We start from the raw sequence: 24,655 nt of genomic DNA on the forward strand, positions 1-24,655 counted from the left end.
AAATCACGAAGTTTCAAAAGCAAATTCAACGCCTTAATCCCATCACGCATTTTCGACGGCCTTTCGACTGCGGCATGACATAACAAACGCACCAGAAAGCAGGAAAAGAGCAATGGCAGATAAATCCGCGTTTGCATCCGCAAAAGACCACTTCGCCAAGCCGGACACACTACCCGCAGCAGGCACTCAGATTGTCGTGACCGGCGCGCATCTCAAGGACTGGGGACACCGCCCCGGCAAACAATTCCGGCATCTGTTGGACCGCGCCAATACGTTGCACGCCGCAGGCCATACACTGACGGAAATCCGCACCGTTCTGGAAGGCGAGTTTCCCCCTGCACCGGCCCAGCTTGCGCTGCACGCACCGGGCACAGTGGAATTCCACGAAAACATCCAGATCGGCGACCCCGACGAGGCCCACAATGTCAACATGGTACGCGAAACCATGACCGCGCTGATGCGGACCCCAACCATCGAAGCCGGGGCCATCATGCCCGATGCCTGCCCCTCTGGCCCGGTCGGGACGATCCCGGTGGGGGGCGTGGCAGCAGCCCGCAACGCAATCCATCCCGGAATGCATTCGGCTGATATCTGCTGTTCGGTTATGATCACCGACCTTGGTTTTGTTGATCCAAAGAAAGTGCTGGATGCAGCGCAAAGCATCACACATTTCGGCCCCGGCGGACAGCGAAACGGTCAGCGGTTTACCATGTCGTTAAAACTACTGGACGCATTCCGCGAAAACCCGTTCCTGAACACCCAGAAAAGCCTCCAATTGGCGCAGGAACACATGGGAACACAAGGCGATGGCAACCATTTCCTGTTCGTCGGACGCTCGCGCAAAACGGGGCGGACAGCGATAGTCACGCACCACGGCTCGCGCGGGCCGGGGGCTGTGCTGTACAAGAACGGCATGACAGTGGCAGAGCGGTTCCGCAAAGAGCTGTCGCCAAAAACGCTGAAGCAGAATGCTTGGATTCCAGCCGATACCGACGAAGGTCAAGCCTATTGGCAGGCGTTGCAACTGATCCGTGAATGGACCAAGGACAATCATACGGCCATTCATCAAGCCACGGTGGAGGCCATGAACGCAGAGGTAGGCGACCGCTACTGGAACGAGCATAATTTTGTGTTCAAGCGTGGTGATCTATATTTGCACGGCAAGGGCGCCACGCCAGCCTGGGCAGATTACGCTGCGGATGCAACCGGGCTGACGCTCATTCCCCTGAACATGTCGGAACCCGTGCTAGTGACCCGAGGCAAGGATGCTGCACATGGTCTTGGCTTCAGCCCGCATGGCGCAGGGCGCAACTTCTCGCGTTCCGAACACAAGCGCCGCATGGGCGATGTGACGCCTGAACAGATGCTCAAGGCAGAAACAGAAGGGCTGGATGTGCGCTTTTATGCAGGCGGCATCGACACCACCGAACTCCCCTCGAGCTACAAAAGGGCGGCTAACGTCGTCCGCCAGATCGAAACCTACGGCCTTGCAGAAATCGAGGACTACATCGACCCCTACGGCTGCATCATGGCCGGCGACATCCCACCGTTCTGGAAGAACAAGAAAAAGACCAGACAGGCCTGAACGGCCCGCCTGTCCAACGGAAACCTTTGATCGAAAGCACACCGACCGAAAATTAGCCCCCAACGAACAGAAGACCGTTCACGACACGACAACGGACACGCTCTCGAACCGTTTGGAAAAAATGCTAACGCACACATACTTAAGAAGGTTCTGGTGACCCCGGCAGGATTCGAACCTGCAACCTGCCCCTTAGGAGGGGGCTGCTCTATCCAGTTGAGCCACGGGGCCACGCGCAAGTGTCTTAGCCCGATGCAATCCCTTGAACAAGGGCTGGGGTTCGCGCTAACACTTGGGAACTGGTATTTTTCAGGACCCGCAATTTGAGCCGCAAAGACCACCGCCCCTTAACCCTGCGCGATGTTTCCGAAGCCTCGGGCGTTTCGGAAATGACCGTCAGCCGTGTGCTGCGCAATCGCAGCGATGTCAGTCAGGCAACACGGGAAAAGGTGCTACGTGCAGCCAAGCAACTGGGCTATGTTCCCAATAAGATCGCAGGCGCATTGGCCAGCCAGCGGGTGAATTTGGTGGCGGTCATCATCCCGTCCATGTCGAACATGGTATTTCCCGAAGTGATGGCAGGCATCAGCCGCACATTGGAAGATACCGGCCTGCAACCTGTTGTCGGCGTCACCAATTACAATCCCGAAAAAGAAGAAAAGGTGCTGTACGAGATGCTCTCGTGGCGACCATCGGGGGTGATTATCGCGGGGCTGGAACATTCCGATGCCGCGCGGGCCATGCTGCGGGCTGCGGGTATCCCCGTGGTCGAGATCATGGACGTGGATGGCGACCCCGTGGACACTTGCGTAGGCATTTCACACCGCCGGGCCGGGCGCGAGATTGGCAAGGCCATCGTCGCCGCCGGATATAAACGGATCGGCTTTTTGGGAACCAAAATGCCGATGGACCACAGGGCACGAAAGCGGTTCGAGGGGCTGACGCAAGCCTTGGCCAAAGGTGGGATCGAAGTCGCGGATCAGGCTTTCTATTCGGGTGGATCGGCCTTGGCCAAAGGCCGCGAAATGACCGAAGCCCTGCTCAACCGCACCCCTGATCTGGATTTTCTGTATTACTCCAACGACATGATCGGGGCCGGTGGGCTGCTGTACCTGCTGGAAAAAGGCTATGATATTCCCGGTCAGTTCGGCCTTGCGGGCTTCAATGGCGTCGAATTGCTTCAGGGTTTACCACGCAAACTGGCCACGATGGATGCCTGCCGCGCTGAAATCGGCTGCAAGGCTGCGGAAATCATCCTGACGCGCATATCCAACCCGGATGCAGATTTACCTGATCGCGTGGAACTGACCCCGACCCTTTCGCGCGGTGACACATTGCGGGACGGCTGATGGTCGTTCCCGTCCTGTCCAACACCCCGGCCCGGCGCCTGTTTTTACAAAAACACCTTTTGTCAGGGTTGGAACCGGGGACCGGACGGGGGGATGACCTTCTTTCGGTTATTCAACGGTTGGGGTTCGTACAAATCGACAGCATCAACACCGTCGCGCGGGCGCATGACCTGATCCTGTTTTCCCGCAGGCCCAGCTATCGGCCCCGCGCATTGGAATTGCTGCTGGAACGGGATCGCACGGTGTTTGAACATTGGACACATGACGCCGCCCTTATTCCTGTCGCCTTTCGCCCCTACTGGACGCTGAAATGCACCCATGATGCTGCCCGGCTGCGTGATCAGTGGAAACGATGGCAGCAGCATGAATTTGAACACCTGCTGGATCAGGTCATAACCCGCGTTACGGACGAAGGCCCGCTATGTTCCGCCGATCTGGATGATGGATCACGCCGCAAATCCGAAGGCTGGTGGGATTGGCACCCCGGCAAAACCGCGCTGGAATATCTGTGGCGCAGCGGGCGGCTGGCGGTGGATCGGCGCGTGTCCTTTCAGAAATACTATGACCTGAGCGAACGCATCCTGCCGAAAACCGCCCTGACGCCCCCTGATGCGGATATTATCGACTGGGCCTGTTCCAACGCGCTGGACAGATTAGGCTTTGCCACACCGGGCGAATTGGCCGCGTTCTGGGATATGATCCCTCCCGCCACGGCAAAAACATGGGTGGACCGCGCCTTGCGCGGCGGCACGCTGACCCCCGTAGACATCGAAGGGCATGATGGCCGCCTGCGCCGCGCCTTTGCCCGCCCCGACATTCTGCAAACCGCACAGGATGCCCCCGCCCCACCGGGTAAACTCCGCATCCTCAGCCCGTTTGACCCGGCCCTACGGGATCGGGCGCGAGCGGAACGGCTGTTCGGCTTTCACTACCGGATCGAAATTTTCGTCCCCGCCGCGAAACGCCGTTATGGCTATTACGTCTTTCCCCTACTGGAAGGCGACAGGCTGGTGGGCCGGATCGACATGAAGACCGACCGTGCCAATGCCACGCTGAACGTAACCCGGCTATGGCCCGAGCCTGCCAGCCCCTTTGGCAAGGGACGGATAGCGCGGCTGATCGCAGAACTGGACCGCGTTGCCCGCTTTGCGGGCTGCACAACCATCCAGTTCGCACCGGATTGGCACCACTCCTGAACCCGGTTCTTTCTTGGTCAAAATATCCTCGGGGGGAGCCTGCAAAGGCGGGGGGCAGACAGCCCCCCTTCCCGCTCGCCGCAGGCGCATCAGATCATCTTGATCACGTCCTTATCGACCGCCAGCATATAGCCTTTGCGGGCGATGTTCTTTACCAACAGTTCGGAAATCATCTGGTTGCCTAATGTATCGCGCAACCGTTTGATCCGGGTCGCCCCGGCAGCTTCGTCGCAATCGGCAGCGGACCGGCCAGACACCATCGCTTCGATCTCGGCCCCCGATAGCACATCTTCGTCCATCCGCGCTTCGGCCAGAACGGACAGGGTTTCCATCGCCGCGGCGGTCAGTTTGAACCCCATATTATTCAGATAGACCGTATTTTCATCGCGTGAAATCAGCAGGGACGACACCTGAATCCCGGCGTGTTCAATCTGCGCGATCCGGCGGTTCAGCGTCACCAGCATCACCAGAAACACCAGCGCCGCCACCAACATGGCCGTTGCAAAAATCAGCAACACAAAAATCACCATGCGGTAGCTGGCCAGCGTGTCGGAAAACGCGGTGCCGGATTGGGCCAGAATTTCCAGCAGCTTGATTTCGGCCTGCCCGGTCAGCAGATCGTTTTCAATGAATATCCGTTCCACCCGCGCGTTGAACGCATTGGCATCTGGCAAGGTGACAAACAGCACAACCGCTGCCGCCAGCAAAATACCGACAATGGCGACGATTCCCACCGTCACGATCCGCCCGCCAGATCGGCGCATCTCAGAAGCGGAGGAAATACCGTCCTGCACTGTCTTTCCTTTCTTTCAGCCCGTCCTTGCCGAAAACCGACAGCACATTTAGCAAAACCCATCCTTCGCGCGACAGGCGCGCCGCCACCTCGGACCGGGCCGAGGATGTATCGCACCCCCCGTTCAACTGCATCACACCGTAATGCAGGCGCAGAGGATTATCCTGCTTGGCCTTGTAATCGGCATAGCATTTTTCACTGGCCGCAGCCGGAACAGCAAGGGCCAGAAGGGACGCAGACAGCGTTATGGCAAGGATCTGTTTCATGCCGCTCAGAATGCGCAGAAGCCCCGCGTTATTCAATAACCAAAAGGGGTTGCGCGGATCGTTATCTAATAACAAGGGGGTGTTATTGAGCGACTTTGCCGGGTGGGGTCAGGGTGATCCTACACCGCCCGGCCAACATGGTGCGGGTCCACAGAATCGCAACTCTTGTAAAAGGAGGACACACCATGTCCCGCAAATTTATCGCTTCTGTTCTGGCTGCATCGCTGGCAATCACCTCGGTTTCCGCCATGCCCGCACGGGCGGACGGGGATGATCTGGTAAAATTCCTGGCTGGCGCAACAGCGCTGGTGATCATCGGCAACGCATTGGACAACGACAAGAATCGCAGCCGCCGGGACGACCGCCGCTATGATGATCGGCACGGGCGCCACGATGACCGCAGCGGACGCGTTAGCCGCGATCATGATGACCGCTATCGCCACGGCTATGGCCGGGATGAAAGACCGAATGTCTATTTCGACCGTCGTCACGACGACCGCGCCACCCGCGATGCCGACAAACGGTTCCGTCGCAATGTCCTGCCCAGCCAGTGCAAAGACAGCTTTTGGACCCCGGAAGGAAAGCGCAGCTACATGGAAGGCCGCTGTCTGAACCGGAATTACAGCTACTCTGGCGAACTGCCGAAGCAATGCCGCATTACCGTGCTGGACAAGAACCACAAGAAAGCAGGCTATTCGATCAGCTGTCTGCAAAATCGTGGCTATCGCGTCGCAGGACGCTAACCGCTTGCCTTGTTCCGCCGGTTCAGGTTGAACCAAGGGCATGAGCAAACCGGATTTTACACTAGAGCAGTCCATTCACGCGCAGGGTTTTCTGCGCGTGGCTGGCGTTGATGAAGTGGGGCGCGGGCCTCTGGCAGGCCCAGTAACCGCTGCGGCTGTGATTCTGAATCCCGCCCATATCCCCGAAGGTCTGAACGATTCCAAGAAGCTGACCCCAAAGCGCCGTGCGGCCCTGCTGGATGCGTTACTGGAAACCGCCGAAGTATCGGTCGCCCATGCCTCGGTCGAAGAAATCGACACCCACAACATCTTGCGTGCCAGCCATATCGCGATGCTGCGCGCCATTGAAGGGCTGCCAACGCCGCCGGATTATGCGCTGATTGACGGTAGCATGATTCCCAATGGCATGACGATTCCGGCGCAGGCCGTGGTGAAGGGCGATGCCCTGTCTTTATCCATTGCCGCCGCGTCTATTGCGGCCAAAATCACCCGTGATCTGCTTATGGTGGAGTTAGCGCAACAGTTTCCCGGATATGGATGGGACCGAAACGCCGGTTATCCATCGAAACAACACCGCGAGGCGCTTCAAAATTTGGGGGTTACCCCACATCATAGACGTTCGTTCAAACCAGTACACAATATCTTGTATCAAGATTAAATTGTAACCCACTGATTCAAAAAAGAATTTGACGCGAAGCGGGGTTTGACTCATCTTTGTCGGCAACCAAAGAGCGCAACAATGCGCCGTGGACCTGAGGCAGAGAATGACAATGACCAATCGCAAGGGCGCTTCGGCGCTCCCTTTGAACACGATTCTGGCTGGCGACTGTATCGAGATAATGAACAGTCTGCCCGAGAATTCGATCGACCTGATTTTCGCAGACCCGCCCTATAACCTGCAATTGAAGGGTGAATTGCATCGCCCCGACAATTCGCGCGTGGATGCGGTTGACGATCATTGGGATCAGTTTTCTTCTTTCGCGGCCTATGACAGATTTACCCAAGACTGGCTGGCCGCGGCGCGCCGATTGCTCAAGCCCAATGGGGCAATTTGGGTGATCGGCAGCTATCACAACATCTTTCGGGTGGGCGCGTCCCTTCAGAACCAAGGGTTCTGGATTCTGAACGATGTGATCTGGCGCAAATCGAACCCGATGCCAAATTTCCGTGGCAAGCGGTTCACCAACGCGCATGAAACGATGATCTGGGCCTCGAAATCCGAAGGCGCGAAATACACGTTCAATTATGAGGCGCTAAAAGCCCTGAACGAAGGCATTCAGATGCGTTCGGATTGGGTACTGCCGATCTGCAACGGTGGCGAACGTCTGAAAGACGATAACGGCGACAAGGCCCACCCGACCCAGAAACCCGAAAGCCTGCTGCATCGCGTGCTGGTCGGATCGACCAATCCGGGTGATGTGGTACTGGACCCGTTCTTTGGCACTGGCACCACCGGGGCCGTGGCCAAGATGCTGGGCCGTGATTTCATCGGGATCGAACGCGAAGCGGCATATCGTAAAGTCGCGCAAAAGCGGCTGGATGGCGTGCGTAAATTCGACCGCGAAGCGTTGCAGGTCAGCGCCTCGAAACGGGCAGAACCGCGTATTCCGTTCGGGCAACTGGTGGAACGCGGGATGTTGCGACCGGGCGAAGAACTGTATTCCATGAATGGCCGGTTCAAGGCCAAGGTCCGCGCCGACGGCACGTTGGTGGGCAATGACGTAAAAGGGTCCATCCATCAGGTTGGCGCCGCAATGGAAGGCGCACCCAGCTGCAATGGCTGGACCTACTGGGCCTATAAACAGGGCGACCAGATGGTTCCGATTGACCTGCTGCGCCAAAAGATCCGGGCCGAACTGGCCAACTGATCGGTTTCAAGAAAAATCAAGAACACCGCCGGTGCCTGTGATCTGACACATGGCACCACACCTGCCCCGCCTGCCTTGTGCATTGGCGGGGTTTTTTTATGGGTAGACGCGCCACACAGCGTAGTTATGTTATAGTATAACCAATTCTGACAGAAGCGGATCGCATGACTGAGCGCCGAAATCTGGGGCAAACCACCCTACCCCGCCGTCGGCGGGCTGATCCGATGCGTAGCTATGATGCCCTGCCCGCCCCATTGCGGCAGTGGTTGGCGAATGCGGCGCTGGCATGGTCGCCCGCATCCTGCCTACGTGTCTGGCGCAAAGCGCGGACCAAAGGGGCCACCCCCCAAGAGGCATTGGCCCTACTGGACCGCGTAGAACAAGCAACGCTGGCGCGGGATCGCGTTACAGCCGGGGCAGCGGATTCGTACCCCGCGTATAGGGCTGCCAATCCGTGACCTGCGGATAATAATGCCGCCGCCATTCCCGCACACGCGGGTTCATCCGCCGCCGCCACAACGGCGGGATCGTCGCAATCGCCGCCATCAACGGATAGCCAAAGGGCAATTGCGGGGCCTGATCCTGCCCATAGGTTTGCAGCAGGGGAAACCGCCGGTCAGGTTTGTAATGGTGGTCTGAATGGCGTTGCAAATTGATCAGCAGCCAATTCGTTGCAGTATGCGAGGCATTCCAACTGTGATGGGGTTTGACATGTTCGTATTTGCCATCCCCCAAATGTTCACGGGTCAGCCCGTAATGTTCGACATAATTGGTCAGCTCCAACTGCCAGACCGCGCTAAAGGCCTGCACCACAAACAGCCCCAATCCCAGCCACCCGCCCAGCAGAAACGCCAGCGCCATAGCAGACAGTTGCAGCACGCCATAGCGCCAGAACGGGTTGCGCAGGCTTGTCACCGGCAAATCCCGGCGGGCCAGCATGGCTTTTTCGGCATTCCACGCCGAACGGGGACATTCATGCAGCACCCGGAAAAAGAAGCGGTGGAAATTTTCATTATACCGCGCCGTAACTGCATCGCGCGGCGTGCCGACATGGCGATGATGCACCAGCAAATGTTCCGTGCGGAAATGCGAATACAGCACCGTCGCCAGCAGCAAATCCCCCAACCAGCGTTCTAGCTTGTTTTTTTGGTGCAGCAATTCATGGCTGTAAACGATGCCAATGGTGCCCGTCAGCACCCCCACCCCAAAAAACAGCGCAATCAGTTCCAGCGTCCCCAGATGCTCGGTATGGGTCACATACCAGATCAGCCCGAACAGGGTTATCGCCTGCACCGGAAACCAGATCATCGTAATCAGACGATACCAAAAAAGCTGTGCATCATCCGTTTGTGGGTCCGGGTTTTCAAGGTTCAACCCCAGCGCCGCATCCAGCCCGGTGAAAATCCACCAGCCCGTCAACGGCAGCAACAGCACCGTCCAGCCGCCATAAATCGCACCAATCCACGCCAAAGGCACCAGCCCCAATGACATCCAGAATGGCGCAGCGCGGCGGAACGAGGCGATAGGGACAACAGACATAAGAAGGTTCCGGTTATCTGAGCGCGTTCACGGGGTATTGTCGAACTCGGGCCGGGCAAGGTCAAACGCCTTTCGCATCACCGTTGGCAAATCGGACGGGCGAAATGTCGCGTGGGGCAGGAATGCGCCCTGTTGTGGCTGGGCCTGTGCGCCAACGGTGGCAATCATCACGGTCAGACGCAAATGGAAATGGGTAAAGGTATGCAACGCCTGCGCCGGAAGTTCCCGCCAATCAGCATCCAGCGGTGGGGCGGGCTGCGGAGCGTCGTTCCAATCCGATCCGGGCCAGCCCAGCATTCCCCCCAACAGCCCCTTGTCCGGGCGGCGTTCCAGTAAAAACGCCCCGTCATCGCGCCGCGCCACATAGACGATCCCATGCCGGGTGGGCTTGGGCTTTTTCGGTTCTTTCTTCGGCAAGGTGGCGGCGGTCCCTGCGGTTCGCGCAACGCATGGATCACGCCAAGGGCAAATGCCACAGGCCGGGCTGCGTGGGGTGCAGATCGTGGCCCCCAGATCCATCACCGCCTGCGCATAATCGCCGGGCCGGTTCTGCGGGGTCAGCGCGGCGGCCAATGCGGTCAGTTCCGGCTTGGCGCGGGGCAAGGGCGTGTGAACATCGTAAAGCCGCGCCATGACCCGTTCCACATTGCCATCCACCACGGTTTCAGGCTGGTTAAACGCGATCGAGGCAATGGCAGACGCCGTATATGGCCCGATCCCCGGCAAAGCCATCAACCCATCCCGCGTATCGGGAAACACCCCGCCCAGATCATGCGCCACCACGCGGGCGCATTTCAGCAGGTTCCGGGCGCGGGCGTAATACCCCAGACCGGCCCATTCGCCCATCACATCCGCATCATCGGCCCCGGCCAAATCCGCGACCGTGGGCCAACGCGCGGTGAAACGGTGGAAATAATCGCGCACAGCGGCAACAGTGGTCTGTTGCAGCATCACCTCGGACAACCAGACGCGATAAGGGTCGGGGCGCACGCCCTGCGCACGGTCCTGCGGCCCCACCCGCCACGGCATCACACGCGCGTGCCTGTCATACCAGTTCAGCAAATCGGCGGCCTGTGCCTGTGTCATGTCACGCAATCTTTATTCCCCGTCAGGTCGCAATCTTCTGGTGTCTGTTTGTCGTGTCACTAGAATAGCGCAAAGAAGAAGGATGCAAGTCATGGCCACGCGCTACAGCACGACCAAAGGGTTCGCCCGCACGTCCAGCCTGTTGCAAACGCGAATCCGCAAGGCGGGGGAATCGCGTGGCTTTGCCGTGACCCGGTTGCTGACCCACTGGCCCGAGGTGGTGGGCGACGACATCGCCGCCATCGCCCGCCCCGTCGATGTGAAATACGGACGCCAAGGCGGGTTCGGGGCGACGCTGACGGTGCTGACCACCGGCGCACAGGCCCCGATGCTGGAAATGCAAAAGGAACGCATCCGCGAAAAGGTGAACGGCGTGTATGGCTATAACGCCATTGCACGCATCCGCATCACGCAAACCGCCCCCACCGGATTTTCCGAAGGGCAAGCCACGTTCGCCTATCGCCAAAAACAAACACCGCCCCCGCCGGACCCACAGGTTTTGGCCGAAGCGCAGGGATTGGCGCAGGATGTAGGGGATAGCGGGCTAAGACAGGCGCTTGAAGCGCTGGCCCGGAACGTTTTATCCAAGTCGAAACGCGAAGAAAGGTTTTGAAGATGGACCGCAGATACGCATTGGGCGTGATTGGTGCCGCCGCAGTCATGGGTGGCGCATGGAGCTTGACCCGCCGTAACGATGATTTCCCGCCACTGGCCGCATTTGCCGAAGGCGCGGCGGGGGATACCTCGTCTGTCGTGGAAATGGTGATGGGATCACCAGACGCAAAGGTGGTGCTGAAGGAATACGCCTCTTTCACCTGCCCGCATTGCGCGACCTTCCACAACGGCCCGCTGAAAAAGGTGAAGGTCGAATATGTCGAAACCGGCAAGGTGAAATTCGTCTACCGCGATGTCTATTTCGACCGCCCCGGCCTGTGGGCCGGTTTGGTGGCCCGCTGCGACCCCGCCAAATTCTTTGGCATCTCTGACCTGCTGTATGCCGATCAAAAAGCATGGATCGGATCGGGCGACCCGGCAGGCATCGTGCAAAACCTACGCAAAATCGGCCGTATTGCGGGCCTGACCGAAGACCAGTTGGACACCTGCCTGAGCGATGGCGAACGCGCCCAAACGCTGTACACATGGTATCAGGACAATGCCAAGGCAGACGAGATTGACAGCACGCCGACGCTGTTCATCAATGACGTGAAACATTCCAACATGTCCTATGACGACCTGAAAGCCCTGCTGGACAAAGCGCTGGACGAAGCATGAGCGCACCGCTGGAAGGACTGAAAGTCGTTGAACTGGCACGCATTCTGGCCGGTCCCTGGGCCGGTCAGGCGCTTTCGGATCTGGGCGCCGAAGTGATCAAGGTCGAAAGCCCCGATGGCGATGACACCCGCCAATGGGGACCGCCCTTCATCGAACGCGAAGGTGACAAAACCGCCGCCTATTTCCATTCCTGCAACCGTGGGAAACATTCGATCACCGTGGATTTCCGCACCCCCGAAGGGCAGGAAAAAATCCGCGAACTGGTGCGGGATGCCGACATCCTGATCGAGAATTTCAAACTGGGCGGGCTGAAAAAATATGGGCTGGACTATGACAGCCTGAAACAGGTCAACCCGCGGCTGATCTACTGCTCGATCACCGGGTTCGGGCAGACCGGCCCCTATGCGCACCGGGCCGGGTATGATTACATCATTCAGGGCATGTCCGGGCTGATGTCGATCACCGGCGACCCGGACGGGCAACCACAACGGGCTGGCGTGGCGATCACCGATATTTTCACCGGCATGTATTCCGTCACCGGCATTCTGTCGGCGCTGTATCAGCGGGAACGCACTGGCACGGGCCAACATATCGACATGGCGCTGTTGGATTGCGCCGTGGCTGTCACCGCCAATCAGGCGATGAATTACCTAAGCACCGGAACACCGCCGGGGCGGACCGGGAATTATCACCCGAATCTGGCCCCCTATCAGGTATTCGATTGTGCGGACGGGTTTATCATCATCGCCACCGGCAATGACGCGCAATATCAACGCTTGTGCGGACTGCTGGGGCTGGGCTGGATGACCGAAGCACCCGAATTCCTGAAAAACGCGGATCGTGTGGCCAATCGGGACCGGATGATTGGCCTGCTGATGGAAGAAACCCGCAAATGGACCAAAGCCGATCTGCTGGCCGGGTGCGAGGAACAGGGCATTCCCGCCGGGCCGATCAACGATATGGCCGAGGTATTCGCCGACCCCCACATTCAGGCGCGGGGTATGCGCATAGAACTGGACGGCGTGCCGGGTGTGCGGATGCCCATCGTGTTTTCCGATGCGGAACTGAAACTGAACCGCCCCTCGCCCAAGCTGGGTGAAGACAACTAAGCGGTCAGGGGGGCGTTGCCCCCCGGCCTGCGGCCTTCCCCCCAGAGTATTTTGGGCAAGATGAAATCAGCCGTAATCGCGTGCGCCGAAAATGGCAGACCCAACGCGAACATGCGTCGCGCCTTGGGCGATGGCTTTTTCAAAATCATCCGACATGCCCATTGAAAGCTGATCCAGCCCGTTGCGGGCGGCGATCTTGTTCAGCAGGGCGAAATGCAGACTGGGTTCTTCGTCCACCGGGGGGATGCACATCAGGCCGCGCACCGGCAAATCCAGCCCACGACATTCAGCAATGAAATCATCCGCTTCGGTCGGCAGGATACCGGCCTTTTGCGGTTCCTCGCCTGTGTTGACCTGAACAAACAGATCGGGGCAGGCACCCAGTTCCTGCGCCAGACGGGCCAGCGTATGCGCCAGTTTCGGGCGATCCAGCGAATGAATAGCCTCGAACAGTTGCATGGCCTGACGGGCTTTGTTGGTTTGCAGCGGGCCGATCAGGTGAACCTGTACCCCATCGTATTGCGCACGAAAGTCCGGCCATTTTCCGGCGGCTTCCTGCACCTTGTTTTCCCCGAACAGGCGCTGACCTTCGTCCAGAACCGCCTGTACGCGTTCGTTGGGCTGTACCTTGGATACAGCGATCAATTCGACGCTGCCGGGCGCGCGGCCTGCGGCGGTTTCGGCTTTGGCGATACGGTCTTTGATTTGGGAAAGGGACATGGGCGCTCCTGACTCTGGTCTGGCCCCCATCAACCATGTTTTGCGAACGCAGTCAAAACACCCTGTCGCAGAAAAGAAAAGAGCGGGCGCAAGGCCCGCTCTTCCTTAGACAATTCTTCCGGTTCGATTAGAACGCGAAGAAGAAGCCTGCCGACACCAGAGTGCGGTCCAGGATGTCGTTCTGGGTCACGCCAGCTTCGATCGAAGCGCCGCCCAGGTCGTGGCTGACGCCCAGACCGTATGCTTCGCCCAGATCTTCCGACGAAACGAAGCCGTAGACGTAGGTTGCTGCGCCAACGTTTGCGCCGCCTTTGATGGCCCACTTTTCAACGCCGTCGTTGTCTGCATAGGCCAGAGTGAAGTCAGCTGCGCCCAGTTTGCCGCCAACGGTGACAACGGTTTTGTCGCCCAGGATGGTCGAGTCTTGGCCAGCAACTGCAACGGTGTAGTCACCGAATTTGTACGACACACCCAGAGCGTCCGAGTTATCCGACGACGATGCGTGTACGGTGAAACCGTTTGCCGAGTAGATTACTTCAACGCCGTTGGTGGCGCCAACGCCGCCCGACGAGTATGCGTCCCAGCCGAAGTAGCCAGCGCCCGAGGTGTTGGTGACCAGGCTGTCAAAGCCGTTGCCTTCCAGACCAACACCAGCGGATTTGGTGTTCAGGTACAGGCCGGGCATTGCTTCGATCACACCCAGGATGTTACCGCCAGCAACGGTCAGGCCACCGGTGGTCATGTAGAAGCGAACGCCGTTGCCTGCGCCCATGCCGTTTTCTTCGGTCTGGATGCGCTGACGAGCACCGAATTTCACGCCCGACTGGGTTTCAGCCGATACGTCGATCTGGATACGCAGACGCGAAACGAAGTTGGTGTCGTCGGTTACGTCGTTGTACAGGGCGCCAAAACGGCCATAGCCCGACAGTTTGATATCTGCTGCTGCCATGCCTGCGGTGGCGATCAGGGCAGTCGTAGCGAAGAGAACTTTTTTCATAGTTTTTCCCTCGGTTTTCCAATCATGCGCCCAAGACGGGGAATCCGAATTGGGTATGGCGGTTGTGTCGCTCTTTTGAGGGGCAGTTTGCAAGCATTCGAACAATACGCTGTCACATTGTCCCCTCAGATGGTGCAGCTTTGCCACAGTCCGCCAAACCGGCCCAAACCCGCGCCGGGGAATCGGCCCTATGACTAAGGCCTTGCCCGGAACCGGGCGGTTGGATAGGAAAGGAGCAGTATTCCAAGGAGCTGTGCGCAGGTATGACCTTCACCAATATCAAGATGACAGCGCTCGGTTTGGCACTGGCCACGGCACTGGCCGGTTGCGGCGGCGGTGCGCCGAATGAAGATTCGGAACTCGTCAACCTTGCGCCGGATGAACGCGTTGCGCGTACACAAGGCACAACATTGTGGGATGCGTTCCGCCGCAAGAATTCCGATGTGAACGTGGCCGTGAATCGATTCATCTGGAATGCGTCGCTGGAAGTGCTGAATTTCCTGCCGGTCGAATCCGTTGATCCGTTCACAGGCGTGATCGTCATGGGCTATGGCACCCCGCCGGGTGGCGGCACCGCTTATCGTGCGACGGTCTATGTCAAAGACCCCGCATTGGAAGCCCGGTCGCTGGTTGTGGCCATGCAAACGCGGGGCGGTCGCCCCATCAGCGCCAGCACCCAGCGCGCAGTCGAGGATGCAATCCTGTCGCGGGCGCGGGAACTTAGAATCGCAGACAAGAAATTCTGAGGTCCGGCAAAAGCCAGTCCAAGACCAGATTTCAAAGACCCCCAAGCGCCCGGCGTTTGGGGGGCTTTTTGCAATGCCCCCTTAGGATCAGTCGTGGACGCGCCCCGGCGTGGTGTCGTGCAGGCGCTGAATCCAATCCAGTTGCCGGGGCAGACAGACCGTTTGCAGATCATAATTGCCCCGCACGTATTCCCGCGCCGCGATTCCCAGACGTTCCCGTGCATCGGCATCGTCCAGCAGATCGCAAACCTCGGACACCAGCGCATCCCCATCAAAGAAATCGACCAGCCGCCCGGTTTCATCGTGGCGAATGGCTTCGACCACGGGGGCGGTGGAACTGGCAACGATGGCGGCTTGGGCACTCATTGCCTCGAACAAGGACCAGCTTAGGACAAAGGGATAGGTCAGGTAGACGTGAACGCGGCTGACCTGAAGCAGCGACACGAATTGATCATAGGGAATACGCCCCAGAAAATGCACCCGGTCCCATGACGGTGTGGGGATACGACCGCGCACTTCGTCGATGAATATTTGTTTCCAGCTTTGGCCCTTGGTCTTGGGGGGGCGGGCACCATAGGACACCTCGTCCCCGCCGACGATCAGCACCTTGGCGTTGGGACGTTCCTTTAGCAGCCGTGGCAGCGCCCGCATAAAGATGTGATACCCGCGATAGGGTTCAAGGTTACGATTGACGAAGGTAATCACCTCATCCTCGCGGGTCAGGGTGGACCCATCCGGCAGGGTCAATTGCGCGGCGGGATTGCGGATCAGGTGATCGGTGTCGATTCCATCGTGAATGACGCTGATTTTCTGCCGCCACTCATCCGGAAAGGTGCTGGCCTGAAACTGGGTGGGGCTGATGCCCATATCCGCCACATCGAAATGCACTAGGTTATTCAGGTTCTTCAACCGAATGCGCAGTTTTTCAGCCTCGCCGGTTTTGGACTGAAATTCGGGGTCAAATCCGGTGTGGTCTGCGCCGGACAGGTGATACAATTCACAATACAGGCCAATCCGGGCGGTCGGCCAGACATCGCGCAGGAACATGGTTTCGCCCCAACCGTGATGCCCCACGATAATATCAGGGGTGAATCCCCGGTCACGCAGGGCGCAGGCAGCGACATGGCAGGCTTCGGCGCGGATCACCTTGGTGTCGAAATCCTGCACCCACGGATGGACCCCCTGCCCCTGTTTGCGCTGGATGCCATAGGGAATCACGCGCACGCCTTTCCATGTGGTCGGTTCCTTAACCCGCAATGTCAGCGCCACGCATTGATGCCCCTGCGCAGCCAGCGTTGGGGCCAGATGTTTATACTGTCCGGGGAAATTCTGATGGATAAAGAGGATTTTCATGTTCAAATCTGCCTGTGTTTTTCCCGTTATACCCCGGCTTTTCGCATTGAACAGGGCCGGATTTCATGACTTCCCCCTAGACCACGGGCCTTTGCGGGCCTATCACCCGTTCCGATGTTGAACTGATGCAAGCGAAGGGGCAGCCCGTCATGACGCGCTATTCTGCCGGCGAAATCGAAGCCAAATGGCAAGAGGCCTGGGACACGGCCGAAATCTTCAAGGCCGTGCGCAGCGCGGATAAGCCGAAATATTACGTGCTGGAAATGTTCCCCTATCCGTCGGGCCGTATCCATATCGGCCACGTGCGCAACTACACGATGGGCGACGTGATCGCGCGGTATAAACGGGCAACCGGGCATAATGTGCTACACCCGATGGGGTTTGACGCCTTCGGGATGCCTGCGGAAAACGCGGCGATGGCATCCGGCGGCCACCCTAAGGAATGGACCTATAACAACATCGACACGATGGTCGGCCAGATGAAACCGCTGGGGTTCGCGCTGGACTGGACCCGGATGTTCGCCACCTGCGACCCTGAATATTACGGCCAACAACAATCCATGTTCATCGACTTTATCGAACAGGGCTTGGTGTATCGCAAAAACGCCGTGGTCAACTGGGACCCGGTGGATATGACCGTGCTGGCCAACGAACAGGTGATCGACGGCAAGGGCTGGCGCTCGGGCGCGGATGTGGAACGGCGTGAACTGACGCAATGGTTCTTCAAGATCAGCGACTTTTCCGAGGAATTGCTGGATGCGCTGGACGGGCTGGATGACTGGCCCGCCAAGGTAAAGCTGATGCAGGCCAACTGGATCGGGAAATCGCGCGGCTTGCAGTTTGCGTTCAGCGTGATTGACGGCCCGGTGGACCGGATCGAGGTATACACGACCCGCCCCGACACGCTGATGGGCGCGTCTTTCGTGGGGATTTCCCCCGATCACCCGCTGGCAAAACAGTTGGAACGTGAGCGCGAAGACGTGGCCGCCTTCTGTGCCGAGGCCCGCAAAGGCGGCACCACCGCCGAAGCCATTGAAACCGCTGAAAAGCTGGGCTTTGACACCGGATTGCGCGTGCGCCATCCGTTCGATACGTCGTGGGAGCTGCCCGTCTATATCGCCAACTTCATCCTGATGGATTACGGCACAGGCGCGATTTTCGGCTGCCCGGCGCATGATCAGCGCGATTTCGATTTCGCCACCAAATACAGCCTGCCAATCACCCCGGTTTTCGTGGCCGAAGGCGATGACGAAACCACGCTGACCGAAGCCTATGTGCCGTTGAAAACCGAAAAAGTCCGCTATGTGCGCGGGTTCGCAGGGGACGAGGTGCAAACCGGCGACGACGCTGTGAACACCGCTGTCGATTTCTGCGAATCGAACGGTGTGGGCCAAGGCGTGACCAAATTCCGCCTGCGCGACTGGGGCCTGTCGCGTCAACGCTATTGGGGCTGTCCGATCCCCGTGGTGCATTGCGACACCTGCGGCGTGGTGCCCGAAAAGAAAGAAAACCTGCCGGTTCGCCTGCCTGACGATGTCACCTTTGACGTGCCGGGCAACCCGCTGGACCGTCACCCGACATGGCGCAACTGCACCTGTCCGAAATGCGGCGCCCCGGCGCAGCGCGAAACCGACACGATGGACACGTTCGTGGATTCGTCATGGTATTTCGCCCGCTTCACCGCGCCGCGGGCAGACACGCCCACGGTGATGGAAGATGCGGATTACTGGATGAACGTGGATCAGTATATCGGTGGCATCGAACATGCGATTCTGCACCTGCTGTATTCACGCTTCTTTGCCCGCGCGATGAACATCTGCGGCCACCTGCCCGAGAAATCCAAGGAACCGTTCAACGCCCTGTTCACGCAAGGCATGGTGACTCATGCGATTTACAAAACGACCGGCGAAGATGGCCGCCCGGTCTATCACTACCCCGAGGAGGTAGAGCTGCGCGACGGCAAGGGCTTCCTGAAAGATGGAACCGAAGTAACCATTGTGCCCTCGGCCAAGATGTCCAAATCCAAGAACAACGTGGTGGACCCGGTCCAGATCATCCAGCAATACGGCGCGGATACCGCCCGCTGGTTCGTGCTGTCCGACAGCCCGCCCGAACGGGATGTGGAATGGACCGCCGCCGGGGCCGAAGCAGCCGCGAAACACTTGGCGCGGGTGTACCGGATTGCGGCAGATATTGCCGACAGCCCCATTTCCCCCAACCCGTCCGAGGACGAAGCCCTACTGCGCGCAATGCACAAATGTATCCACGACGTTACAGGCGGCGTGGAAAGCTTTGGCTTCAACGCATCCATCGCAAAGCTGTATGCCTTCACCAACACTTTGGCGAAATCCAAGGCGGGCAAGGACGCCAAAGCGCAAGCCGCCAAGGTGCTGGCCCAACTGATGTCCCCGATGACCCCCCACCTGTCCGAAGAAATCTGGGAAATGCTGGGCGGCGACGGGCTGATCGCCAGCGCCGCATGGCCGCAGGCGGACGAGGCGATGCTGGTCGATGACACCGTCACGCTGCCGATCCAGATCAACGGCAAACGCCGCGCGGAAATCAGCGTACCCAAAGATATGACCAAGGAAGAGGTTGAAAAGCTGGTTCTGGCGCATGATGCTGTGGTGAAGGCCCTGGATGGGGGCCAACCGAAAAAGCTGATTGTCGTGCCGGGGCGTATCGTGAATGTGGTTGTCTGACCGCCGAACCTTTTTGATAGCAATCGCCGCAGCCCTGTCGGGCTGTGGTTTTACCCCTGCCTATGGCCCATCTGGCCCCGCCCGAAAGCTGCTGGGCCAGATCACCGTGGACGCGCCGGAAAACCGGGATGAACAATTGCTGGTTCAAAATCTGGAAACCCGGTTGGGCCGCACGCTGACCGGGCGGTACGAACTGGGCTATACTCTGAGCTTCATCGAAGAACGGATGGCGGTTTCCGGCGATAACATCACCTCGCGGTTCAATATCGTGGGCAGCGTCGCCTATACCCTGCGCGATGTAGCGACGGAAAAGGTGCTGACCAGCGGCAAGGTGAACAGCTTTACCGGATATTCCACCACCTCCAGCACGGTGGCGACACTGGCATCGGAACGGGATGCGCGGGAACGACTGGCGGTGATCCTGTCCGATCAAATTGTCACACGGCTGATCGCGGCCTCTGTGGATTTGCCGGAATGAAACTGGCAGGCCGCGAAGCCGCACGCTATTTCGCCAAGCCCGATCCGGGCAAAGCCGGGTTGCTGATCTACGGCAAGGATACGATGCGCATTGCATTGAAGCGGCAAGAAGTCATCGCCGCCCTGATCGGCCCCGCAGGCGAAGAAGAAATGCGCCTGACCCGCATCGCGGCGGGCGATCTGCGCAAAGACCCGGCGATGCTGCTGGATGCCATCAAGGCAATTTCGTTCTTTCCCGGCCCCCGCGTCGCCTTTGTCGAAGACGCCAACGATACCGTGGCACAGGCGGTTCTGACCGCCTTGGGGGACTGGGCGGCAGGGGATGCACAGATCATCGTGACGGGCGGGGATTTGAAACCCACATCAAAGCTGCGCAAAGCGTTCGAATCCCATCCCGGTGCCTTTGCCGCCGGGCTGTATGACGATCCCCCCACCCGCGAAGAGATCGAGGCCGATCTGGCCAAGGCCGGATTGGGCCAACTGGCAAATGGCGCATTACAAGACCTGCTGGATTTGGGGCGTGACCTGCCGCCCGGCGATTTCCGGCAAACGCTGGAAAAGCTAAGCCTGTACAAACGCGGCGACGATACGCCGGTCACAGCGGCGGATATCACGGCCTGCGCCCCCGCCTCGACCGAGGCCGCGCTGGATGGCCTGATGAATATCGTGGCCGAAGGTCGCGCGGGCGAATTGGACCCGATGCTGAAAAAAATGCAGGCACAGGGGGCCAATGCGGTATCCCTGTGTATCGGGGCCACCCGGCATTTCCGCACATTGTTTGCCGTAGCCGCCAATCCGGGGGGGCGGGTGTTCATCCCCGGTAATTACAAGCAAAAAGAGCGGACCACCCGGCAGGCACAAAACTGGGGACCGGCCAAGCTGGAAACCGCGCTGACAATGTTGACCGATACGGATTTGCTGCTGCGATCCGCCGGGCAAAACGCCCCCGCGATGGCGCTGGTGGAACGGATGCTGATCCGACTGGCCATGCTGAGCCGCAAATAAATTCTCCCTTACGTTCCTCTGGTATTTCCTACGGTCTTGCGGTTTTCTGTCCGCCGGAGACCTGCGCATTTCGCGCAAACAGGGAGTGAGAGAATGTATCAAGTTATCGGCGACACCCAAAGCCGCGCCTTCCGCGTGACATGGATGCTGGAAGAACTGGGCCTGCCCTATGAGCAGATCAAGGTAAAACCCCATACCCCCGAGGCACTGGCCTGCAACCCATCCGGCAAAATCCCCGCACTGAAAGATGGCGACACGATCCTGACCGATTCCACCGCAATCCTGACCTATCTGGCGGATAAGCACGGCGGACTGACCTACCCGGCAGGCACCGTGGAACGCGCCAAACAGGATGGGTTGACGCATATGGTGCTGGATGAACTGGACGCGGTGCTGTGGACCGGCGCGCGGCATACCTTTGCCCTGCCCGAAGACAAGCGCGTTCCCGCCGTGAAGGACAGCCTGAAATGGGAATTCGCCCGCAATTCCGCCCGTCTGGCGAATTGCATCAAAGGGCCGTTCCTGATGGGGGACAAGATGACCATCGCGGACATCATCGCCACGCATTGCCTGAACTGGGCATTTTCCGCCAAATTCCCCATCGAGGACGAACGCCTGCTGGCCTATGCCAAGGAAATGCGCGGACGGGACGCGTTCAAGCGGGCCGTAGCGAATTAATCCCCCTGAATGGGATCGCCTGCGGCGGGCGGGTTGGGGGGCGCTGCCCCCCGTCACCTATCGGTGCCTCCCCCCGAAGTACTTGTAATCAGAAAGAAGCAGGGGTGGTGAGGAAGCGAGACGCGCTTTCGCCAGCCCATTTGCCGGTGGCAAGACAGGCCGTCAGAAGATAGCCGCCTGTGGGCGCTTCCCAATCCAGCATTTCCCCCGCAGCAAAAACGCCGGGGTGGGTTTTCAGCATTAACCCGTCATCCAAAGCCGCAAAGCGCAGCCCCCCGGCGGTCGAGATCGCCTCGTCCAGTGGATAGGGGCTTGTCAGCGGCAGCGGCAACGCCTTCAGCAGCGGGGCGGGATCATCGGGCAGCGGGCGGGCGCATTCCATCACCAGTGCTTGTTTCACCGGATCGCGCAGCACTTTGCGCAGGCGATTGGACAGCGATTGTTTGCGCGGGGCATTGGCCAGACGGCTGCGAATCTGATCCGTGGTCAGGTCCGGCATCAAGTCCACTGTCAGCATAGCCCCATCACGCAGGGCACGGGACACGGCATAGATACCTCCCCCTTCGACGCCGCGATGGGACAGCACGAACTCAGCGCGAATCTGGTCAGGCCCGGCGGACAGGATCACGTTTTTCACCGGCTGTCCGAAATGCGGCTGCATATGTGCCGACCACGCAACATGAAACCCCATATTGGCGGGCTGAAACGGGGCAATCTGATCCGGTGCCATGTAACAGGCCCAGTCCCCATCTGACCCCAGTCTGGCCCAGCTTGCACCGCCACACGCCAACACCACGACATCAGCGGCAGGCATCATTTCACCTTGGGGCGTGGCAAATCGGGGGGACTGCAAGCCCCCGGTCCAACGCCAGCGGGTGCGCATTTCCACCCCTTGCGCGACCAAACGCGCCAACCACGCCCGCAACAACGGAGAGGCCTTCATCGCCACCGGAAACACTCGCCCGGACGATCCCGTGAACATCTGCTGCCCCAGCGCCTCGGCCCAACCCTGCACCTGTTGGGGGCCGAATTGTTCCAACATCGGGCGCAGCATGGGCGCGGCCTCGGCATAGGCGAACAGGAAAACGTCGAACGGTTCGTCCTTGGTCAGGTTCAGGCCGGATTTACCCGCCATCAGGAATTTCCGCGCGACCGATGGTTTCGCATCAGCCAGAAGCACGGCATGACCGGCAGCCGATAACACATCTGCCGCCATCAACCCCGCCGGGCCTGCGCCGATCACCACGGCCCTTGCTTTTGCGCGTTCAGCGGCCATCATGCCCCCTTATGTCCGATCCGATCTGCCCCCTGTGCCTGCGCCCGATCCCGCCAGACGCAAAACAAAGCCTGCACCACCTTGTCCCAAAACTCAAAGGCGGCAAGGGTGGCCCGGCGGTTCTGTTACACCAAATCTGCCATAACGAAATCCACGCCACCCTGACCGAGGCCGAACTGGCCCGCAGCTATCACACGATAGACGCCCTGCGCCACCACCCCCGGCTGGCGAAATTTATTGGCTGGATTGCGAAACGTCCGCCGGGGTTTCAATCCAAAACCCCCGGCCCCCGGCGCAAACGCTGATCGGTTCTTTCTTGGCAAAATATCCTGGGGGAGTCGCCAAAGGCGACGGGGGCAACGCCCCCACCACCCCGAGGCCGTCAAGCCAAGACAGCCTGTATGCGCGACAGCGCACACATTCGGATCAAACCACCCTTGCCGATCAGCGGCACATGTCCTTGATCCCCGCAGCGATTTCGGATTTCGCAGCCAAGGTATCAGCCGCGATTTCCCGTGCCGCGGCCACCACATCGCCCTCGATCACGCGATCCACCAGACCGAAGGACAGCGCTTCCTCGACCGGGATTTTCTGACCGCCCATCAGGATCAGTTTGGTCCGTGACGGGCCAATCAACGCGGCCATGCGAACCGGGTCAGACGGTTGCGGCAGATAGCCCAGCTTCATCACCGGATAAAAGAATTTCGCCCCCGGAACCGCCAGACGGATATCGCAAGCCAGCACCATGCCGTTCGATCCCCCCGCAAGCGTGCCATTCAGCGCCGCGATGGTCAGCCCCGGCAGTGCCGCAACAGCGCTGGACAGACGTTCCCACAGCGGCGATACGGCCAGCCCGGCGCGCGCTTCGTCCAGATCGGCACCGGCGCTGAACACCCGGCCCGTGCCGGTCAGGATCACCGCCCGCGCCTCGGTCGCGCTTTCAAAAATCTCGCACAGGCGCTCCAGCATCCCCGAGGTCAGCGAATTCGCCTTGTCCGGGCGGTTGATGGTGACGATCCACAGGCCGCCATCTTTTTCCAGATCAATCATACCAACCCCACCTGTTTACGAACCTCTTCGTCGCGCAGCGATACCTCTTGCCCGCGCAGGGTGTCCCCGGCGGGGCCGCACATCCACATCAGGCAGCGGGCGGGCCAGTCGGCGGGAATGTGATCTTCCCAGTTCAGGGTCGATACCGGATTGATGCCGCTGGCCTTGATTTCGCGCTGCATCTGGGTGGCGACAGTCCCCGGCGACAGCCCCATGATCCGCAGCCCCGCGCCGCGCAGTTCCAGATCCGCGCAGCGGGTCAGCATCGACGCCCCCGCCTTGCCGCTGCAATAGTGGCTCCAGCCTTCCAGCGGGTTATGCGCGGCACCGGAACTGATGGTGATAATCGTGCCGCCGCCTGCGGCTTTCATCACCGGGGCCGCTGCACGAATGCCGTAAAACGGGCCTTTCAGGTTGATGTCCATCGCTGCACCCCAACCGGCGGGATCGGCGCTGATCAGCGGGGAAATCGGTTCGATCACACCGGCGTTGTTGATCAGAATATCCAGCCCGCCGAAGCTTTGGACACAGGCCTGAACCGCGCGCTCCACATCGCCCCATTTGCTGACGTCGCCGGTGATCGTCATCGCATTGGCCCCGATTTCCGCCGCGATATTGCGAATGCGATCCCCCGAGCGCGCCATCAGCGCCACATTTGCCCCGGCCTTAGCGAACAACCGCGCCGCAGATTCCCCAATCCCCCGGCTGGCGCCGGTGATCAGAACCGTTTTTCCCTGAAACTCTGTCATGTTACCTCCGCTTCCTGCGTCTGTGGTAAACTGCCGGTGCGGCGTGGTCCAGCGGCTTGACCCTTGACCACGGCAGGTAATGGTCAGAAGCTACGGGAA

General features: G+C 59.5%; 26 protein-coding genes and 1 tRNA gene. 16 read left to right on the forward strand and 11 right to left on the reverse strand.

Annotation, left to right across the window (positions count from 1 at the left end; all coding sequences use genetic code 11):
- Window positions 1-112: 112 nt before the first annotated feature.
- Window positions 113-1,585, forward strand: a complete 1,473-nt coding sequence (locus FN828_RS01325) for an RtcB family protein (protein ID WP_142491575.1) — start codon at window positions 113-115, stop codon at window positions 1,583-1,585.
- Between the two features lie 151 nt (window positions 1,586-1,736).
- Here the strand turns inward: FN828_RS01325 and FN828_RS01330 are convergent.
- Window positions 1,737-1,813 (reverse strand) — tRNA-Arg (locus FN828_RS01330).
- Between the two features lie 92 nt (window positions 1,814-1,905).
- Between FN828_RS01330 and FN828_RS01335 the strand changes: the two genes are divergently transcribed.
- A complete protein-coding gene (locus FN828_RS01335; protein WP_142491576.1) occupies window positions 1,906-2,931 on the forward strand; it encodes a LacI family DNA-binding transcriptional regulator in 1,026 nt (341 codons plus the stop codon).
- Window positions 2,931-4,127 (forward strand): winged helix-turn-helix domain-containing protein, encoded by a 1,197-nt coding sequence (locus FN828_RS01340; protein ID WP_142491577.1) that lies wholly within the window; start codon window positions 2,931-2,933, stop codon window positions 4,125-4,127. The genes FN828_RS01335 and FN828_RS01340 overlap by 1 nt, the downstream gene beginning before the upstream one ends.
- An 89-nt stretch (window positions 4,128-4,216) precedes the next feature.
- Here the strand turns inward: FN828_RS01340 and FN828_RS01345 are convergent, their stop codons facing one another.
- Together FN828_RS01345 and FN828_RS01350 are read right to left on the reverse strand one after the other, a co-directional pair.
- Window positions 4,217-4,891, reverse strand: a complete 675-nt coding sequence (locus FN828_RS01345; protein WP_142491769.1) for a winged helix-turn-helix domain-containing protein — start codon at window positions 4,889-4,891, stop codon at window positions 4,217-4,219.
- Window position 4,892: 1 nt separating this feature from the next.
- On the reverse strand, window positions 4,893-5,186 hold the full coding sequence (locus FN828_RS01350) for a hypothetical protein (protein WP_142491578.1): 294 nt from the start codon (window positions 5,184-5,186) through the stop codon (window positions 4,893-4,895).
- A gap of 185 nt (window positions 5,187-5,371) precedes the next feature.
- Here FN828_RS01350 and FN828_RS01355 point away from each other — a divergent pair, with 185 nt between their 5' ends.
- The 4 genes from FN828_RS01355 to FN828_RS01370 all read left to right on the forward strand — a co-directional run bounded on the left by FN828_RS01355 (window position 5,372) and on the right by FN828_RS01370 (window position 8,255).
- Complete coding sequence (locus tag FN828_RS01355; protein WP_142491579.1) at window positions 5,372-5,929, forward strand: hypothetical protein; 558 nt, start codon at window positions 5,372-5,374, stop codon at window positions 5,927-5,929.
- A gap of 40 nt (window positions 5,930-5,969) precedes the next feature.
- Complete coding sequence (locus tag FN828_RS01360; protein ID WP_142491580.1) at window positions 5,970-6,587, forward strand: ribonuclease HII; 618 nt, start codon at window positions 5,970-5,972, stop codon at window positions 6,585-6,587.
- Window positions 6,588-6,693: 106 nt separating this feature from the next.
- On the forward strand, window positions 6,694-7,797 hold the full coding sequence (locus FN828_RS01365) for a site-specific DNA-methyltransferase (protein WP_142491581.1): 1,104 nt from the start codon (window positions 6,694-6,696) through the stop codon (window positions 7,795-7,797).
- Between the two features lie 164 nt (window positions 7,798-7,961).
- Window positions 7,962-8,255, forward strand: a complete 294-nt coding sequence (locus FN828_RS01370) for a DUF6525 family protein (RefSeq protein WP_142491582.1) — start codon at window positions 7,962-7,964, stop codon at window positions 8,253-8,255.
- Here FN828_RS01370 and FN828_RS01375 read toward each other — a convergent pair.
- Window positions 8,203-9,336, reverse strand: coding sequence for an alkane 1-monooxygenase (locus FN828_RS01375; protein ID WP_142491583.1), 1,134 nt, complete (start codon window positions 9,334-9,336; stop codon window positions 8,203-8,205). The two genes, FN828_RS01370 and FN828_RS01375, sit on opposite strands and share 53 nt — an antisense overlap.
- Window positions 9,337-9,363: 27 nt before the next feature.
- Window positions 9,364-10,422: an A/G-specific adenine glycosylase gene (gene mutY, locus FN828_RS01380; RefSeq protein ID WP_142491584.1), complete on the reverse strand. Its 1,059-nt coding sequence runs from the start codon at window positions 10,420-10,422 to the stop codon at window positions 9,364-9,366.
- A 91-nt stretch (window positions 10,423-10,513) separates the two neighbouring features.
- Between mutY and FN828_RS01385 the strand changes: the two genes are divergently transcribed.
- Genes FN828_RS01385 through FN828_RS01395 form a run of 3 tightly spaced genes read left to right on the forward strand, consistent with a single transcriptional unit; the run spans window position 10,514 to window position 12,803 of the window.
- Window positions 10,514-11,035, forward strand: a complete 522-nt coding sequence (locus tag FN828_RS01385) for a DUF721 domain-containing protein (RefSeq protein ID WP_142491585.1) — start codon at window positions 10,514-10,516, stop codon at window positions 11,033-11,035.
- Window positions 11,036-11,037: 2 nt separating this feature from the next.
- Window positions 11,038-11,694 (forward strand): DsbA family protein, encoded by a 657-nt coding sequence (locus FN828_RS01390; protein WP_142491586.1) that lies wholly within the window; start codon window positions 11,038-11,040, stop codon window positions 11,692-11,694.
- Window positions 11,691-12,803, forward strand: coding sequence for a CaiB/BaiF CoA transferase family protein (locus FN828_RS01395; protein WP_142491587.1), 1,113 nt, complete (start codon window positions 11,691-11,693; stop codon window positions 12,801-12,803). Before FN828_RS01390 ends, FN828_RS01395 begins: the two co-directional genes overlap by 4 nt.
- 66 nt (window positions 12,804-12,869) lie before the next feature.
- Here FN828_RS01395 and FN828_RS01400 read toward each other — a convergent pair whose 3' ends face one another.
- Both FN828_RS01400 and FN828_RS01405 read right to left on the reverse strand, forming a co-directional pair.
- On the reverse strand, window positions 12,870-13,523 hold the full coding sequence (locus tag FN828_RS01400) for a YggS family pyridoxal phosphate-dependent enzyme (protein WP_142491588.1): 654 nt from the start codon (window positions 13,521-13,523) through the stop codon (window positions 12,870-12,872).
- Between the two features lie 127 nt (window positions 13,524-13,650).
- Window positions 13,651-14,520 (reverse strand): porin, encoded by an 870-nt coding sequence (locus FN828_RS01405; protein ID WP_142491589.1) that lies wholly within the window; start codon window positions 14,518-14,520, stop codon window positions 13,651-13,653.
- 263 nt (window positions 14,521-14,783) lie between these two features.
- Between FN828_RS01405 and FN828_RS01410 the strand changes: the two genes are divergently transcribed.
- A complete protein-coding gene (locus tag FN828_RS01410) occupies window positions 14,784-15,266 on the forward strand; it encodes a DUF3576 domain-containing protein (RefSeq protein WP_142491590.1) in 483 nt (160 codons plus the stop codon).
- 87 nt (window positions 15,267-15,353) lie between these two features.
- Here FN828_RS01410 and FN828_RS01415 read toward each other — a convergent pair whose 3' ends face one another.
- The gene (locus FN828_RS01415; protein WP_142491591.1) at window positions 15,354-16,619 is read right to left on the reverse strand and encodes a glycosyltransferase family 4 protein; all 1,266 of its coding nucleotides are present in this window, start codon (window positions 16,617-16,619) and stop codon (window positions 15,354-15,356) included.
- 149 nt (window positions 16,620-16,768) lie between these two features.
- Here FN828_RS01415 and leuS point away from each other — a divergent pair, with 149 nt between their 5' ends.
- The 4 genes from leuS (at window position 16,769) to FN828_RS01435 (ending at window position 21,481) form a co-directional block, all read left to right on the forward strand.
- Window positions 16,769-19,321: a leucine--tRNA ligase gene (gene leuS, locus FN828_RS01420; protein WP_142491592.1), complete on the forward strand. Its 2,553-nt coding sequence runs from the start codon at window positions 16,769-16,771 to the stop codon at window positions 19,319-19,321.
- Window positions 19,308-19,799, forward strand: a complete 492-nt coding sequence (gene lptE, locus FN828_RS01425; protein ID WP_142491593.1) for an LPS assembly lipoprotein LptE — start codon at window positions 19,308-19,310, stop codon at window positions 19,797-19,799. The genes leuS and lptE overlap by 14 nt, the downstream gene beginning before the upstream one ends.
- On the forward strand, window positions 19,796-20,803 hold the full coding sequence (gene holA, locus FN828_RS01430; protein WP_142491594.1) for a DNA polymerase III subunit delta: 1,008 nt from the start codon (window positions 19,796-19,798) through the stop codon (window positions 20,801-20,803). The genes lptE and holA overlap by 4 nt, the downstream gene beginning before the upstream one ends.
- A 93-nt stretch (window positions 20,804-20,896) precedes the next feature.
- Window positions 20,897-21,481 (forward strand): glutathione S-transferase family protein, encoded by a 585-nt coding sequence (locus FN828_RS01435; protein ID WP_142491595.1) that lies wholly within the window; start codon window positions 20,897-20,899, stop codon window positions 21,479-21,481.
- Window positions 21,482-21,569: 88 nt separating this feature from the next.
- Here FN828_RS01435 and FN828_RS01440 read toward each other — a convergent pair whose 3' ends face one another.
- Window positions 21,570-22,757 (reverse strand): TIGR03862 family flavoprotein, encoded by a 1,188-nt coding sequence (locus tag FN828_RS01440; RefSeq protein ID WP_142491596.1) that lies wholly within the window; start codon window positions 22,755-22,757, stop codon window positions 21,570-21,572.
- Window positions 22,758-22,768: 11 nt separating this feature from the next.
- Here FN828_RS01440 and FN828_RS01445 point away from each other — a divergent pair, with 11 nt between their 5' ends.
- A complete protein-coding gene (locus FN828_RS01445; RefSeq protein ID WP_142491597.1) occupies window positions 22,769-23,062 on the forward strand; it encodes an HNH endonuclease family protein in 294 nt (97 codons plus the stop codon).
- A 139-nt stretch (window positions 23,063-23,201) separates the two neighbouring features.
- Here FN828_RS01445 and FN828_RS01450 read toward each other — a convergent pair whose 3' ends face one another.
- Together FN828_RS01450 and FN828_RS01455 are read right to left on the reverse strand one after the other, a co-directional pair.
- Window positions 23,202-23,807 carry an enoyl-CoA hydratase/isomerase family protein gene (locus FN828_RS01450; RefSeq protein ID WP_142491598.1) on the reverse strand — a complete coding sequence of 202 codons (606 nt, stop codon included), beginning with the start codon at window positions 23,805-23,807 and terminating at the stop codon, window positions 23,202-23,204.
- On the reverse strand, window positions 23,804-24,556 hold the full coding sequence (locus tag FN828_RS01455) for an SDR family oxidoreductase (protein WP_142491599.1): 753 nt from the start codon (window positions 24,554-24,556) through the stop codon (window positions 23,804-23,806). Before FN828_RS01455 ends, FN828_RS01450 begins: the two co-directional genes overlap by 4 nt.
- Between the last annotated feature and the right edge of the window lie 99 nt (window positions 24,557-24,655).

Origin of the sequence: Thalassovita litoralis (assembly GCF_900182725.1) — a bacterium.
Lineage (GTDB): Bacteria > Pseudomonadota > Alphaproteobacteria > Rhodobacterales > Rhodobacteraceae > Thalassobius > Thalassobius litoralis.